The 15,129-nt window shown below is 69.9% G+C and carries 12 protein-coding genes, 4 pseudogenes and 1 riboswitch; of the genes and pseudogenes, 10 read left to right on the forward strand and 6 right to left on the reverse strand.

The annotated features are described in order from the left end of the window. The first annotated feature begins 17 nt into the window (after positions 1–17). Positions 18–614, forward strand: coding sequence for a TetR/AcrR family transcriptional regulator (locus G5C60_RS02080; protein WP_165254416.1), 597 nt, complete (start codon positions 18–20; stop codon positions 612–614). Positions 615–714: 100 nt separating this feature from the next. Beyond that, a pseudogene (locus G5C60_RS02085) lies at positions 715–1,863 on the forward strand (MFS transporter); the annotation flags it as partial. Between the two features lie 285 nt (positions 1,864–2,148). On the opposite strand, the pseudogene G5C60_RS53495 reads toward G5C60_RS02085, so the two are convergent. Together G5C60_RS53495 and G5C60_RS02095 are read right to left on the reverse strand one after the other, a co-directional pair. Continuing rightward, positions 2,149–2,202 (reverse strand): annotated as a pseudogene (locus G5C60_RS53495) (hypothetical protein); the annotation flags it as partial. A gap of 119 nt (positions 2,203–2,321) precedes the next feature. Then, the gene (locus G5C60_RS02095) at positions 2,322–3,227 is read right to left on the reverse strand and encodes a LysR family transcriptional regulator (RefSeq protein ID WP_165254417.1); all 906 of its coding nucleotides are present in this window, start codon (positions 3,225–3,227) and stop codon (positions 2,322–2,324) included. An 84-nt stretch (positions 3,228–3,311) separates the two neighbouring features. On the opposite strand from G5C60_RS02095, the gene G5C60_RS02100 reads away from it, so the two are divergent. The 3 genes from G5C60_RS02100 to G5C60_RS02110 all read left to right on the forward strand — a co-directional run bounded on the left by G5C60_RS02100 (position 3,312) and on the right by G5C60_RS02110 (position 6,909). Beyond that, positions 3,312–4,160 carry an LLM class F420-dependent oxidoreductase gene (locus G5C60_RS02100; RefSeq protein WP_165254418.1) on the forward strand — a complete coding sequence of 283 codons (849 nt, stop codon included), beginning with the start codon at positions 3,312–3,314 and terminating at the stop codon, positions 4,158–4,160. Between the two features lie 14 nt (positions 4,161–4,174). Further along, positions 4,175–5,590, forward strand: a complete 1,416-nt coding sequence (locus G5C60_RS02105; protein ID WP_165254419.1) for an MFS transporter — start codon at positions 4,175–4,177, stop codon at positions 5,588–5,590. Positions 5,591–5,952: 362 nt separating this feature from the next. After that, a complete protein-coding gene (locus G5C60_RS02110) occupies positions 5,953–6,909 on the forward strand; it encodes an LLM class F420-dependent oxidoreductase (protein WP_165254420.1) in 957 nt (318 codons plus the stop codon). Between the two features lie 110 nt (positions 6,910–7,019). Here G5C60_RS02110 and G5C60_RS02115 read toward each other — a convergent pair whose 3' ends face one another. Further along, positions 7,020–8,492 carry a glycoside hydrolase gene (locus G5C60_RS02115; protein WP_165254421.1) on the reverse strand — a complete coding sequence of 491 codons (1,473 nt, stop codon included), beginning with the start codon at positions 8,490–8,492 and terminating at the stop codon, positions 7,020–7,022. Positions 8,493–8,585: 93 nt separating this feature from the next. Between G5C60_RS02115 and G5C60_RS02120 the strand changes: the two genes are divergently transcribed. The 3 genes and pseudogenes from G5C60_RS02120 to G5C60_RS53930 all read left to right on the forward strand — a co-directional run. Next, complete coding sequence (locus G5C60_RS02120) at positions 8,586–9,287, forward strand: SGNH/GDSL hydrolase family protein (RefSeq protein ID WP_206439004.1); 702 nt, start codon at positions 8,586–8,588, stop codon at positions 9,285–9,287. Positions 9,288–9,383: 96 nt separating this feature from the next. Continuing rightward, a complete protein-coding gene (locus G5C60_RS02125; RefSeq protein ID WP_206439005.1) occupies positions 9,384–10,400 on the forward strand; it encodes a TerC family protein in 1,017 nt (338 codons plus the stop codon). Between the two features lie 4 nt (positions 10,401–10,404). After that, positions 10,405–10,497: riboswitch (ZMP/ZTP riboswitch) on the forward strand. 76 nt (positions 10,498–10,573) lie between these two features. Continuing rightward, positions 10,574–10,669: pseudogene (locus G5C60_RS53930) on the forward strand (dihydropteroate synthase); the annotation flags it as partial. Positions 10,670–10,765: 96 nt separating this feature from the next. On the opposite strand, the gene G5C60_RS02130 reads toward G5C60_RS53930, so the two are convergent. Then, entirely contained in the window at positions 10,766–11,512 is a 747-nt protein-coding gene (locus G5C60_RS02130; RefSeq protein ID WP_165254423.1) for an SDR family NAD(P)-dependent oxidoreductase, read from the reverse strand. A 164-nt stretch (positions 11,513–11,676) separates the two neighbouring features. Here G5C60_RS02130 and G5C60_RS53500 point away from each other — a divergent pair. Beyond that, a pseudogene (locus G5C60_RS53500) lies at positions 11,677–12,222 on the forward strand (TetR/AcrR family transcriptional regulator); the annotation flags it as partial. Between the two features lie 226 nt (positions 12,223–12,448). Then, positions 12,449–13,054, forward strand: a complete 606-nt coding sequence (locus G5C60_RS51430; RefSeq protein WP_241266427.1) for a hypothetical protein — start codon at positions 12,449–12,451, stop codon at positions 13,052–13,054. Between the two features lie 505 nt (positions 13,055–13,559). On the opposite strand, the gene G5C60_RS02140 is transcribed toward G5C60_RS51430, so the two are convergent. Both G5C60_RS02140 and G5C60_RS02145 read right to left on the reverse strand, forming a co-directional pair. Continuing rightward, positions 13,560–14,297 (reverse strand): HAD-IA family hydrolase, encoded by a 738-nt coding sequence (locus G5C60_RS02140; protein ID WP_165254424.1) that lies wholly within the window; start codon positions 14,295–14,297, stop codon positions 13,560–13,562. Further along, positions 14,294–15,100, reverse strand: coding sequence for a DeoR/GlpR family DNA-binding transcription regulator (locus G5C60_RS02145; RefSeq protein ID WP_338145654.1), 807 nt, complete (start codon positions 15,098–15,100; stop codon positions 14,294–14,296). The genes G5C60_RS02140 and G5C60_RS02145 overlap by 4 nt, the downstream gene beginning before the upstream one ends. Between the last annotated feature and the right edge of the window lie 29 nt (positions 15,101–15,129).

Below are 15,129 nucleotides of genomic sequence, written 5' to 3' on the forward strand. Positions count from 1 at the left end.
ACTGCTACGGTCCCACCATGGCCCGACCGAGAACCTTCGACGAGGAGCGGGCCCTGGACGCGGCGATGCACACCTTCTGGGAGAAGGGCTACGAGGCCACCTCCACACAGGACTTGTGCGACGCCACCGGACTGGGCCGCAGCAGCGTCTACAACACATTCAAGAGCAAGCACGACCTGTTCCAGCGTGCGCTCGCCCGCTACATCGACGCCATGACGAGCGCTCAGCTGGCCGTTCTGGACGACTCCGAGCGGTCGGCCGCGGACCGCATCCGCACTCTCCTCGCCATGGTCGTCGAGGGCGAGACGGACTATCGGGCAGGCGGCCGCAGCCTCGGCTGTCTGGGCGTGAACACCACCGTCGAGCTGGCCGGGCGTGACGCGACGGCGGCCGGAATGCTGGAGCGCGACACAGCCCGCCGCCTGGCCGCCCTCCGGGCCGTACTGGAGGCCGGCCGACGTGACGGGAGCATCACGTCCCCGCGGGATCCGGGAGAGCTGGCCCGCTTCATCAACGCGGCGATCGGCGGCATGCGGATCTCCAGCCAGGGCGGCGCCGACCGCACCGCCCTGGAGTCCATCGCCGAGATCACCATGGACGCACTGATCCACTGATCCAGGGCACCCCTTTCGTGGGGCACATCCGTATGCCCATGTTTTGGACTGAACGATTCATAATTCTCTCGCAAACATAGATTCCCGAAGGAGTTCGAACGTGCCCCGTGCCGTATATGTACTGGCGCTCGGCATCTTCGCCATGGTGACCAGCGAGTTCGTGGTCGCCGGGCTGATGCCGCAGATGGCGGAAGGGCTGGACGCCACCATCCCGCAGATCGGGTATCTGATCACCGCGTTCGCGGTGGCCATGGCGGTCGGCGGGCCGTTCCTGACGGTGGCGGTGCTGAAGGTGCCGCCGCGCACGGCGCTGATGGTGCTGTTCACCGTCTTCCTGGCCGGCAACGTGCTGGCCGCCACCGCGACCGGCTACACCACCATGGTGGTCGCCCGCATCATCACCGGCATCGCCTCCCAGGCGTTCTTCGGCGTGGCGATCTCACTCTGCGCCCAGCTCTTCCGCCCCGAGGTCCGCGGTCGCGCCATCGCCGTCGCCATGAACGGCTTGATGCTCGGCACACTGCTCGGTCTGCCCCTCTCCACTCTGGTCGGCGAGCGGTTCGGCTGGCGTGCGGCGTTCTGGACCATCTCCGCGCTCACCCTGATCGCCGCCCTGGTCACCATGTTCGGCGTGCCCCGCCTCGGCCGCGCCGAGGACGGCGGCGGTTTCCGTCAGGAGATCGGTGTCTTCAAGAACCCCAAGCTTTGGCGGGTGCTCAGCACCAGCACGCTCATCATCGGCGCCACTTTCTCCGCCTTCAGCTATTTCAACCCCATCCTCACCGAGCTCACCGGCTTCTCCACCGGCACGGTCCCCCTCCTACTGATCGCCTACGGTGCCGCAACCGTGGTCGGCAACACCGTCGTCGGCCGGTTCGCCGACCGCCACACCCTGCCCGTCCTGGCCATCGGTCTCGTACTCAACCTGCTCTTCCTCACCGGCTTCGCCGTCTTCGCCGAACTTCCCGCACCCGCGCTCGTCTGCATGCTGGGCATCGGCCTGGTCGGCGTCACCATGAACCCCGCCATGGCGACCCGCGTCCAGCGCACCGGCAATGCCCGCCCGCTGGTCAACACCGTCCACTCCTCCTTCATCACCCTCGGCATCATCCTCGGCTCCTCCATCGGCGCGGTCGTCATCGACACCTGGGGCCTGCACGCCCCGCTCTGGCTCGGCGCCACCATGGCCCTCGTCGGCCTCGCCACGCTCGTGCCCGACCTTGCGATCGCTCTGCGCCAGGGCGCGCCACGGGCTGCCGGTCTCCGGGGCCCGCGACAGGACACGGTAGTGATCGCTGACGCCCAGCAGCTCTTCGTGGGTGCCGGTGGCGATGACCCGGCCGCCGTCCAGTACGACGATGAGGTCGGCGGCGCGGATGGTCGAGTAGCGGTGTGCGATGACCAGGAGGGCGCATTCGCCCGAGACATGGCGGATCGAGCGGCGCAGGGCCGCCTCGTTGACCGCGTCCAGGTGTGCGGTCGGCTCGTCGAGGAGGAACAGGCTCGGCCGGGTCAGCAGTGAGCGGGCGATGGCGATCCGCTGGCGCTCACCGCCGGACAGGGCGGTGCCGTGCTCGCCGGCCTCCATGTCCGGGCCACGCGAAAGCCTGGACACCAACTCGGTGAGCTGGGCGAGCTCGATCACGCGGTCGAGCTCGTCCGGGCCGGCGTCCGGCGCGGCGTACAGCAGCGTAGGCGGCACACTCGTCACGGACTCGGAGGCCGCGCTCCGTCGCACAGGCACTGAACGCAGGCGTCCACAAAGGTCCGTACGGCCTTGCGCTCGTCCGCCGTCCGCCAGACCACCGCGAGCCGGCTGGGCGACAGGCCGGAGACCGGACGGAAAGCGATGTCGTCACGTTCGTAGATGCCCGCGTTGCCCGCGGCGACCAGCACCACGCCCAGGCCCGACGCCACTGCTTCGAACGTCTCCTCCGCCGTCTCGGCCTCGGCGGCGATCCGGGCCGGACGCGTCCGCTCGGCCGCCGCCAGCCAGAAGTCCCGTAGTGGCCCGGCCGAGAGCGGCAGCGCGATGACCGGCTCCCCGGCAAAGTCCGCGAACGGCACGACGTCGAAGCGGGAGAGGCGGTGGCCGCGCGGCAGCGCCACCCATCGCTCCTCCTCGCTGACCACCTTCCAGGACAGCCCGCTGTCCGGCACGGGCAGCCAGGCGATGGCGACATCCGTCTCGCCGCTCGCCAGCCCCGCGGTCGGGTCGTCCCACGACACCTGACGGAAGTGCAGCCGCCAGTCGGGCAGTACCTCCTGAAGGCGGGCGGTGGTGGTCGGGATCAGACCGCGGCCGATCCGGGTCTGGAACCCGACGGTCAACGCGGTCTGCCGCGCGGCCGCGGTCTCAGCGACCATGCGTCGCGCGTCGTCCCACGCCTCGACCATCTGCCGGGCCACGGGCAGCAGCGTCTCGCCGGCCGGCGTCAGCACCACCGTGCGCCGATCGCGCTCGAACAGCCGCGCCCGCAGGGCCGATTCAAGTCGGCGGATCTGTTTGCTGAGCGCCGGCTGCGACACGTACAGCCGCTCGGCTGCTCTGGTGAAGCTCAACTCGTCGGCGACGGCGGCGAAATACCGGAGGTCTTGGACCCGTACGTCCATAACCGGAGGTTATAACAACGGGTCTTGGACGAGGGCACGACGACGGCCGGACGATCGGCGACAGGACCGAACGAGAGGTTGCCGATGGAACTCGGAGTCTTCGGACTGAACGCCAAAGCGACGCTGGATCCGGCTGTCACGGCGCGGCTGGCGCGGCGCGCGGAGGAGTTGGGATACGGCTCGTGGTGGGCCGGTGAGCACGTGGTGCTGCCGAGCCCGCGCAGCCCGGACTCGCCGATGGAGCCGACGGACCCCATCCTCGATCCGCTGACGCACCTGGCCTACGTCGCGGCCGTGACCGAGCGGCTGGAACTCGGCACCGGCATCGTGATCCTGCCGCAGCGCAACCCCGTCGTCCTGGCCAAGCAGGCGGCCAGTCTGGACGTGCTCAGCGGCGGACGGCTGCTGCTCGGGGTGGCGGCCGGATTTCTGGAGCCGGAGATGACCGCCGTCGGGGTGCCGCTCAAGGACCGGGGGCGGCGCACCGACGAGTACATCGACGCGATGACGGCACTGTGGACCGAGGAACGGCCCGTCTTCGAGGGCCGCTACGCCGCGTTCCGCGACGTCGACGCGCATCCCAGGCCGGCACGGCCCGGCGGCCCGCGGATCCTGGTCGGCGGGCACAGCCCGGCCGCGTTCCGACGCGCCGTCGCCCGCGGCCACGGCTGGATCGGCAACGGCAGTTCACCGGAGGACCTGGCCGCCCACCTCGCCGGACTGAAGCAGGCCGCGGCCGATGTCGAGCGGCCGCCCCGGCTGGGCCGGCTCGAGATCACCTTCATGCAGGTCAACCCGGTGACCGTAGATGCCCCCGCCGCCCGGCGCTACGCCGCGCTCGGCGTCGACCGGCTGCTCGTCTATCCCCTCCCGCTGGAGAACCCGGCCGACGTCCTCGCCTACCTCGAAGAACACGCGCGCCTACCGCGCTGAACCCGGAGACCTCCATGACCACCCCACCCACCACCACGGCCACCACGACGGCCGCCACCACCGTCCGGACCGAGCCGCCTTCCAAGGGCCGCCGACTGCTCGCACTCGCCCTCATCACCAGCGCGCTCGGCCTCGACATCGGCGGCCTCAACGTCATGAACGCCGCGCTGCCCGCCATCGGCGACCGCTTCCACCTAGCCGACTCCACACTGCAATGGGCCATGACCTCGTACGCCCTCGGCTTCGCCGGCTTCCTGCTCTTCGGCGGCAGGGCCGCGGACGTGCTCGGCCGCCGGTTCGTCTTCATGATCGGCGTCGCCGTCTTCGCCGCTGCCGCGCTCGCCGGAGCGCTCGCACCCGGCATGGAGGTACTGATCGCCGCCCGCGCCGTGCAGGGCATCGGAGCCGCGCTCTCCGGACCCGCGGCGCTGGCGCTGCTCGCGGAGGTCTTCCCGCCCGGCCGCGAGCGCGATCACGCGCTCGGCGTGTACGCGGCGGTCGGTGCGGCGGCGGGCAGCGGCGGCTTCGTCCTCGGCGGGCTGCTGACCGACTGGTTCGGCTGGCGCTCCGTCCTGCTGGTGCTGGCCGTCCTCGGCGCGGCGGTACTGGCCGCCGCGCCGGCGGGCCTGCCACGGGGTCGCAGGCAGAGCCAGCCGCTCGACCTCACCGGCGCCGCGGCCGTGACCGGCGGCCTGGTTCTCACGGTCTTCGGGGTGACCCGGCTGAGCCAGGAGGGCTGGTCGGACCCGGCGGCACTGACCGCGCTCGCCGTGGCCTTCGTGCTGCTCGCGGCCTTCGTCGCCTGGGAGCGGCGGACCCGGTTGCCGCTGCTGCCACTCACGCTCTTCCGCTCCGCCCCCGTCCGGGCGGGCACGCTGGCCGCGTTCCTCAACCACACGGCGGCAGTGGGCCTGCAGTTCTTCGCGCCCCTCTACTTCCAGGACATGCTGGGCTACTCCCCCGTCGCATCCGGCTTCGCCGTACTGCCCCTGTCGCTCGCGGTCTTCGTCACCGCGAACTTCTTCACCGGCCGCCTGCTGGGCCGGTGGGGCCTCAAGCCTCTCCTGGTCACGGGCCTCGTGCTGCTCGGCGCGGGCAGCGCCCTGTGGATGACGACGACGGAACACAGCCCGTACTGGCTGACGATGCTGCCGGGACTGCTCGTCATGGGGGTCGGCACGGGCCTCACCTTCCCCGCGATGACGGCGGCCGCCCTGACCGGTGTGGCGCCCGAGCAGCACGGCGTGGCCGGAGCGGTGAACGTCACCGCCCAGCAGATCGGCGCGAGCGTGGGCGTCGCGGCCCTGGTCGCGGCGAGTACGGCGGCTTCGGGCACGCTGGCCGGCTACCACCTGGCCTATCTGGCCGCGGCAATCGCCTGCGGCATCGCGGCAGCGGCAGTCGCAGCCAGCCGGCTGCGGACGAGCTGACCCCGCCCGACAGCCGCGGGCCAAAACGCCGGAAAAAAATCATGGTTTAGGGGGTTTCATGTGGTATTGGCCGGGCTAGAATGAAAGCAGCCTGCGGGACGAGCGAGGGAGTTCGACCGGAAGTAGCCGACTTAAGCGTGAAGCTTCGGTTTCCGCTTGGGCCGACAGCGACCGGCCGGGCTGAGAGGTCAGAAGGTCGAGAGACCGGATGGCGACCCCTGGAACCTGATCCGGGTAATGCCGGCGCAGGGAGCCCGTCTCGCAGGTCTTTCGTGTGCCACGAACCTTGGGTCTTTTTGTGTGCCACGGTCTTTCGTGCGCGACACACCACCCGTGGACAGCGCGGTACTACGGTGAAATCCATGGATGTCAGCGTGGTCGCCGCAGCACGTGAGGACGACAGTCCGGCGGATGAGCCCCTACGTATCGCGATGGTGGCCGATCGCCTCGGATACCGCGAGGTGTGGGTCGGCGAGGGACCCACATGGGACGCGTTCGTACTCGCGACGACGATCGGTCTTGCCACCGATCACGTCGCGCTGGCCGTCGGCCCCGTACCCGTCCACGTCCGTGACCCGATGACCGTCGTGCGGGGCGCCGCATCAGTCGCTGCCGTCATCAGCCGCCCGGTCGGCGTGGCCCTCGGAGCCTCCAGCGTCCGGGTGGTCGAAGGCGTGCACGGCCGGTCGCGCGCCCGTGCCGCCACCGTTCTGGCCGAGAGCGCCCAGGCCGTGCGGAATCTCATGGACAGCGTGCCGGGTGACGAGATCGCGCCCGGCAGCGGCTTCCGACGGCGGCTGCCGCCGCCCGGAGGAACGCTGACGGTCGCGGCGTTCGGCGACCGGGCCATCGCCGTCGCGGCGGAGCACGCCGACCGGATGGTGCTCGACGTGGTCTCCCCCGAGCAGGTCGGCGAACTCCACGCCAAGCTGGACACCGCGGCGAAACGAGCGGGCCGTACATCGCCGCCCCGGCTGGCCGCCTGGCTGCCGGCAGCCGTGGACCCGACGCCCGAATCCCGCACCCAGATTCTGCGCAGCCTCGTCGGCTACCTGACAGTCCGCGGCTACAGCGACATGTTCACCGCGGCCGGGTTCGGCGAAGCCGTGGAGCTGGCCCGTACGGGCGCCGCCCCCGAGACCTTGCTGGCCGCGCTGCCGCCGGAAGCGGCCACCACGGTAGGCCTGGTCGGGGATGCCGACGCTGTCCGGTCACGGATGGACGCCTACGCGGCGGCCGGCCTTGACGAGGTCGCGCTCGTCCCCGCGACGAGTGGCGATCCCGGGGGCCAGCGGACGCTGACGGCGCTGGCGACATGACGGTCGCGTGCACCGAAATGCGCTGATGTACGTCGCCGGGGCGGGCCACGGTCACGTCCGGTCCTGGGTCCGGACAGCGTGACTCCGTTCGCCTCTCCCCCGGCAGCGCCTCACACCGCCACGCCGTCCACCTGCAACGTCTGCACCGCTCCCGCGCCGAACGGCACCCGCAGTTGCTTGCCGCTGAGGTACGTGTCCGCGCGTTCGGTGTACAGGTCGCCGCCCCCGGAGGTGACCGTGTTCCATCGGCGGACCAGGCCGCCCGTGCCGCCGGTCACCGTGCCGAAACGGGAGAGGTCGAACGTGAGGGTCTGGGCCGCGCCCGTGTTGACGGCCACGATGACCAGGCGTCGGGCCGCCGTGTCCAGGGCGGCCACCGCGTAGCCGACGCCGGTGTCCAGGATCGTCATCCCCGGGCGGATGTGCCGGCTGAACTGGGCCATCACGTAGTACTTGGTCTGGACGGCGCCGGCCTGGAGGGTGCTCGCGTCGTAGGCGATCATCGCCCAGCCGGCGGAGGGGTCCATGACCTGCCAGTAGCACCAGGCCGTGGGGTGCAGCCAGCGGAAGTCCAGGCACAGGTTGCTCGCCATGGTGAGGCCGGTGCCGTCTTTGTCGCCGTACTCGGAGTTCCACAGCTGCTTGCGCGCCGTGGTGACGACATCGGTGTAGAGGAGGTCGCGACGGCCGCCGGATCCCTGGTAGCCGTGCACGTTGAAGCGGTCGACCAAGGCCTTGGTCGACGAGCTGAACGAGTTCCACGTCGTACGCGCCAGGTCGTAGCTGGTCTCGTCGGACGCGGAGATCCGCGTGCCGGTCAGGCCTCGCTTGTCGAGTTCGCTGCGCAGGAGCGGGAGGACGGCCGACTGGACGGAGGCGTCCATGTGACAGCCCTCCTGCGTGCCGGTGGCCGTCCACCAGTCGGACGAGGGCTCGTTGAAGGGATCTACCGTCGCGAAGTTCACTCCCCAGTTGTTCTTCGCGTACAGGGCGACGGCCGCCAGGTGGGAGGCATGCTGGCGGTGGTTCCAGGACTGGAGGTTGTTGCCGCCGCCGGATGCGCCCGAGGGATTGTGGTTGAGGCACATCCACCACATGGGCGAGTTGGCGAACAGCTCGCTGACCGCGCCCCGCCCGGTCGCCTTGACGAGCGCGGCGCGCTGGGCGGCGTCCGCGGACCACTTCCAGGCGGAGGAGGCCGGATCCTCGTTGTTCCAGTCCTGCCAGAAGCCCTCGATCTGCTTGAAGCGCGGGATGTTGGGCGAGGCCACCATGCTCTCGCCGCCCACACTGTTCCAGCTGCACGCGCCGAGGTTGTAGCGGGCGATGTTCAGGCCCAGACCCGGCAGCGTTCTGCCGTTGTAGGCAACGGACTTGGTGGTGAAGAAGATGTCGGCGAAGTCGTCGCGCGCCCCGAAGACATTGGCCCACCAGGCCAGGGATGTGCCCCAGCCGTCCCAACGCCCGTACGTCGTACCGGGGTTGACCGCGATGGTCGCGTCTGCCCGTGCGGTGCCCGTCGCCAGGGCACTGCCGAGAAACGTACCGCCCGCCGCAGCCAGTAGTGCCCTGCGTCTGATCATGGGAAAGCCCCTCCCTGTCGCGCTCATGCCACGCGTCTGCTGAAGGATGGGGCGCGGCCTCAGGGCTTGTCGAGAGGTATGACAGCGCTTTCTATGGCGAGCAGGTCACCCGGCAGGCGACCCGACATCGCCTACGTCGGCCGCTGGGACACCGGTTCAGGCACCGCCGCCACCCCCAACTGGGCCGGCACCTACCTGCATGCGGGCGTACGCGGAACGGTCGACCTCACGCCCCAGCCACTGCCCGGCACCCACACGCTGCGGATCTCCTACCGCTCCGGCGACACCGTCTTCCAGGGCCTGGTCCTGGACTCCGGTGCGCGCACGGTCAGTCCGGCCATGCCCTCCGGGCTGATCGAGTTCGTCGGGGACTCCATCACCGCCGGCGCCCTCACCGACCGGCTGGCACTCGACTCGTACGCCCGGAAGACCGGCGAGCGGCTGGGCATGCGGCACACCCGGATCGCCCGCGCCAGCTACTGCCTCGTCACTCAGTCCGGGTGCACCGGACTGCGCGGTCAGTCGGCGTACGGCAGCCTGCTGCGCAAGGTCCGTGCCGCCTGTCCGCAGGCGTGGATCTTGGCGCTGGAGACCTTTCGCGGACGGTTCGTCCCGCAGACCGAGGCGGCCGTGAAGGCGGCCGTCGACGGCGGCGACTCCCGGGCCTCCTTCGTCGATACGACGGGCTGGCTGGGCTCGGGCGACCTCACGGACTCGGTGCATCCCAACGACCAGGGTCACCGCGCGATCGCCGACCGCCTCGCACCGGTCATCGCGGCGAGAATCGGCGGCTGACCGCAAGAGCGGGAACAAGGAGGGCCAGGTCACAGCGATTTCGCCACCCGTTCCAAAGGATGGGCAGGGCGTTGCAAAAACGCCCTGCTGATGAGAATGATTCTCACATCGGTCTCCGGAGGAACAGTGGACGTAACTTTCAGTACCTGGGTGCTGACCATCGCAGCCCTGTGTGCACTCATCGCCGTGGATTTCTTCATCGGACGCAAGCCGCACGAGGTGTCCATCAAAGAGGCCGGCATCTGGTCAGCCGTGTGGATCGCCCTGGCCATGTCCTTCGGGCTCGGTCTGGCGGCGTTCGGCGGCGGTCAGCCGGCCGGTGAGTTCTTCGCGGGATTCATCACCGAGAAGTCGCTCAGCGTCGACAATCTCTTCGTCTTCGTCCTGATCATGGCGAAGTTCTCGGTGCCGTCCCAGTACCAGCAGCGGGTACTGATGGTCGGCGTCCTGGTGGCGCTGGTGCTGCGTACGATCTTCATCGCGGCCGGCGCGGCGATCATCTCGACCTTCTCCTGGGTCTTCTACCTCTTCGGCGCGTTCCTGATCTGGACCGCCTGGAAGCTCGTCCAGGACGCCCGCCACGACCAGCACGACGAGGAGTACGAGGAGAACAAGCTGCTCAAGGCCGCGGAGAAGCGGTTCGGCGTCGCCGACCGCTACCACGGCACCAAGCTGTTCATCGTGGAGAACGGCAAGCGTGTGATGACCCCGATGATGGTCGTCATGCTGGCGATCGGCTCCACGGACGTGCTGTTCGCGCTGGACTCGATCCCCGCGATCTACGGTCTGACCGAGGACCCGTACATCGTCTTCACCGCCAACGCCTTCGCGCTGATGGGCCTGCGCCAGCTGTACTTCCTCATCGGCGGCCTGCTCAAGAGGCTGGTCCACCTGAGCTACGGCCTGTCGATCATCCTCGGTTTCATCGGCGTCAAGCTCGTGCTGCACGCGCTGCACGAGTCCGGCGTCCACGTGCCCGAGATATCCATCCCGTTCTCGCTCGGCTTCATCGTCCTGGTGCTCGCCGTGACGACCGTGACGAGCCTGCGCGCCTCGAAGAAGCAGGAGCTGAAGGAGGAAGCGGAGCAGGAGTCGGCGCAGCGCCCCGGATAGGGTGGGAGCAGGCCGTGACTGGCGTGTCGGGAAGGGCGTAACCATCGGGGAGCGGCCTCGTCGCACCGACGTCGTGCCGCGCGCCTGGGCTTCTTGGGATCGAGAAGGAAACCCTGGAGGCGCCCACCAAGGTTCGGCACCTGAATTCCTCGCCCGTGGACACAGATCGACCCTTGCTGGTCGGGATCGTCAACGTCACCGCGGACTCGTTCTCGGACGGCGGCAGGTTCCTGGCCGCCGAGGACGCGTTGGCACATGCCCGGCAGCTGCCAGTCTGGGCGTGCTGTGCGGATGCTCGTGTCGGCCAGGCGGAATGCCGCGGGCGACGACTCGCCCGCGACAGGTCGGGACTCCGCGTGGCGGGGTCAGAACTGGTTCTCGCCGCCGTTGACGTGCAGGGTGGTGCCGAGCATGAAGCTGCTGTCTGCGGAGGCGAGGAAGGCCACCGCGGCGGCGACCTCCTCCGGGCGTCCCATCCGGCCGATCGGCACTCCCGCCGCGAGTTCCGCCTTGACGGCGGCCGCGTTCTCCTCGCCGATGGCTATGTCGACTCCGGGGGTGTCGATCGCGCCCGGCGCGACCGTGTTGACCCGGATGTCCCTGCCTTTCAGCTCGTTGGCCCAGGTCCTCGCGAGGGACCGGATCGCGGCCTTCGACGCCGCGTACAGGCCGAAGGCGTCCCGGCCGTCGTCGGCGCGGATGGAATCGTTGAAGATCACCGAAGCGCCGTCGTTGAGCAGCGGCAGCGCCTTCTGCACGGTGAGCAGTGTGCCCCGGACGTTGACGCCGAAGATCTGGTCGAACTGTTCCCCGGTGGCCTGCGCCAACGGTGCGAGCGTGGCCATGCCCGCATTGGCGAAGAGCACGTCCAGGCCTCGGCCGCGGTCACGGATCGCGTCGTACAGCCGGTCCAGGTCGGTCGGCTCGGATATGTCGCCCGGCACCGCGGTGACCGCGGAACCGATCGACTCGATGGCCCTGTCGAGCGCGTCCTTGCGCCGGCCGGTGATGAACACATGGGCGCCCTCGGACGCCAGCCGCGCGGCGGTGGCCAGGCCGATTCCTGTGCTGCCGCCGGTGACGACGGCGGTCTTGCCTTCCAGCTGTCCCATTGCTTGAACTCCCGAAACTTAGATACCGATCGGTGCAGAATGGAACCGTAGCACTTCTGCACCGATCGGTACCGAGAGGGTAGGGCGGGGCCGTGGAGATCACCCGGAATGCGCCGATCGGCCGACCGAGAGGCTTCGACGCCAGCGAGGCCCTGGAGCGGGCGATGACGGTCTTCTCGGAGCAGGGCTATGTAGGCGCCAGCCTGACCGAGCTGACCGACCCGACCCGCGCCATGGGCGTCACCCGTAAGAGCATGTACGCGGCCTTCGGCAACAAGGAGGAGCTGTTCCGCAAGGCCCTGGAGCGCTACACCGGAGGCCCCGCCGCCTATGCGGCCCGCGCACTGGAGAAGCCGAGCGCCCGGAAGGTGGCCACGGCGTTCCTCGCCGGCTCCGTCAGCACGACCACCCGCCCCGGCTGCCCCGCCGGGTGCCTGGGCGTGCAGGGCTCGCCGGCCGCCGGCGACCCCGGCCGGGCGCCCAGGATGCGCTGATCGCCTAGCGCGACGACGGCCGTGCTCACTCCGCCACCGGTTCCAGCGGGCCGTCGACGAGAGTGATCTTTTCCCCCTCCCCCCGGCGCGGACCCCGACCTGCTCGCCCGATACGTCATGACTGTGTCGAACGGCATTGCCGTCCAGGCTGCCGGCGGCGCCACCCGCTCCGAACTCCAGCAGGTGGCCGACGCGGCGCTGCGAAACTGGCCACCCGTCGGCACCGAACGGGGCGCGGCGGGAGCGGGTGGTGGCGCAGCGGACGGTGATCCTCGACGGCTCTCTTGGCCGAAACCGCCGTCATTCGTAGCGCTTACCGCGACGGTTTACCCCGGCTCAACTCCAGGGTGGACGAAGTGGCTTTCCCCCGATGGGAACCTCCTGAGGCGCCGCGAAGGGCGGCGGCTTCAGCGGAGAACCGCGAAAAGGCAGGGGGAAAAACATGGCAGGCACGAAGGGTCGCGTCGCCATCGCAGCGGCAAGCGGGTTGCTCATGCTCGTCACGGGCGTGGGCACTGCCGAGGCAGAATCGGGGGCGCCGGCGGCCTCGCGCTTCGCCCAGCAGGCCGAGTCCGGGCACCTGACCAGTGCGCAGACCACGGCGCTGCAGGCAGACGTGGACCGCTACCTGAAGAAGATGGGCGGGACCCAGGTCGCGCTCAACAAGATCGACCTCAAGGACAAGGGCGAGGTGCTCGTCGCCCTGCCGGGCGAGGCCCGCCCGCGCGACTTCGCCTCGGGCAACGGAACGCGCATCGCCGCCGACCCGTGCCTGGACGTTCCGGGGGTGTCTGGGAACTTCTGTGCCTACCAGCGCGACAACTTCGCCGGGACCATCATCAAGATGCGCCAGTGCGATACGCGGTACTACGTGTCCACCTGGGGCAGTGGCGGTTCCTGGGTCAACGACCAGACCCGCGACCTGGAGAGCCGCCGGGCCCGGATGTACAACCCCAGCGGCACCATGGTCTACAAGACGCCGCGGGCGTACAGCTCGGACGCCCACGGCGACTGGAACCCCGTCCGCTACGTAATCCCCTGCGGTTAGCAGGCCCCTCCACACAGCGGCGCCCCCGGTCCGACCTGGGACCGGGGGCGCCGTTCACGCAGTTGACCAGCCCCTACGCACGCTTCACCCGCCGGCTCGACCGCACCCTGGAGCGCATCGGGCCGGCGCCCGCTCCCGGCTGGAGGAGGGAACCGGCGCCGCCAGCATGAGCACGTGGTGACAGCCGAGTACGTCAGTGAGGACTGGCAGGATCCGCCGCATGACTTCCTCGATGCCTGAGTCCTGGACCCGCATCGAGACGTGGCTCACGGAGAACGCGCCGCGCACCGCGCACTTTCGCCGAGCTGACGCCCCCGCCGAGCGCACGGCGATCCCGAAGGCGAGTACGGGCCATGGTGGCACCGCCAATGGATCCCCTTCGCCGCGGAGGGCGCCGGCGACGAGCGGCAGGTTTCCCGGCCCCATGTGTGATGAATCCGTTCCGCGGAGGCCTCCCGTCTCCGCAGCCCACTACTGTCAGCCCACGACTGTCAGGTCACGACTGTCAGGTCGCGAGCCGCAGCACGTCCGCCAGGCCGCGCTCACCGGTGCGGTGTTCCGCAGGCAGGATGTAGGTGCGCAGGCCGCAGGCTGCCGCGCCGCCGTCGCGGATCGGGTTGTCGCCGACCATGAGGGTTGCGCGGGGGTCGGCGCCGAGGTCGGCGCAGGCTTTGAGGAACAGTTGCGGGTCGGGCTTTTCGCGGCCCTGCTCGTAGGAGATGACGCAGGTGTCGATCAAGGCGTCCAGCCCGTGGTGGGCGAGGTGGGTTCGCAGGTCCCAGGCGAAGTCGCTGACGACGGCGATGCGCAGTCCGCGTTCGCGCAGGGTGCGCAGGACCGGTTCGGTGTCGGGATAGGGGAACCATGCGTCGCGAGCGGTGAGTTCCCGGTACGCCGCCTCCTCCGCGCCGCGCAGAAAGTCCACCTGCTGCCACCAGCCCCACATCGCGCGGCGGTGCTGCTCGGCGGAGAGGTCCCGGCCTTCCTGGAGAGCGACGACGGAGGGCAGCCGGAACGCGGTGCGCAACTGGTCGGAGATCTCGGCCACCGCACCGGGGGCGTCCAGCAGGGCGAGGCGGCCGGATGCGGCGCCGACCCGGCGCAGCCAGGTCTCCAGGTCGATCATTTGGAAGATGGTGTTGCTGAAGTCGAAGAGGACGGCTTGGACCGGGGGCACGGGCGCGGCCATGTCGGCGTCGCCGGGGCGGTAGGCGCTCGGTGTTTCGAACAGGGTGCGGATCACGGGGAGGGCTCTTCGGGTTCGACCGTCTCGACGCGGACTCCGAGGTCGCGTATGGCCGCGAGTTCCGTGTCGGGGGTGGCGGAATCGGTGATGACGGAGTGGTAGTCGGCCACGGTGCCGTAGGCGTACGTGGCGGTCTTGCCGAACTTCGAGTGGTCCGCCAGGAGCAGCGCCCGTTCGGCGGAGGCGAGCATGGCCAGCTTCACCTCGACGTAGTCGTTCAGCGGGTGGAAGAGCCGGCCTTCCAGGACTGCGGTGGCGGACATCAGGGCGAGGTCGGCCCGGATCTTGGACAGGGCGCGCGTGACCGTGGGACCGGTGCAGGAGTTGAAGTCGCCGCGGTAGTGGCCGCCCAGCAGCGTGACGCTCACGCCGGGCGCGGACCCGAGGCGTTGCGCGAGGCCGACGGAGTTGGTCACCACGTGCAGCTGGTCCAGCCGGGCCAGCGCGGGCACCAGGGGGAACAGGGTCGTCGAGTCGTCCATCAGCACCGTACTGCCCGGCCTGATCCGGGCCACGACGGCCGCGCACAGCGCGTTCTTGGCCGCGAGGGCGCTGTTCTCACGGAAGCGGGTGGCCGTCTCCATGGTGAGGGCGGGGAAGGCGACGGCCCGCCCGCGTTCCTTGCGCAGCAGATGGCGCCCGGCGAGGTCGTCCAGGTCCCGGTGCATCGTCATCAGGCTGACGTCGAAATGCCGGGCGAGGTCGTCGATGCGGGTTTCGCCATGTTCGGCGACATACCGCAGCACGGCCTGGCGCCGATCCTCGACGGCGGCCTGCGACAGTCGCGCACGGGCGGTCACAGCGCCCCTCCTTCCCGATGGTTCCGGTC

The sequence above is a fragment of the Streptomyces scabichelini genome (assembly GCF_011045015.1).
Classification (GTDB): Bacteria; Actinomycetota; Actinomycetes; order Streptomycetales; family Streptomycetaceae; genus Streptomyces; species Streptomyces scabichelini.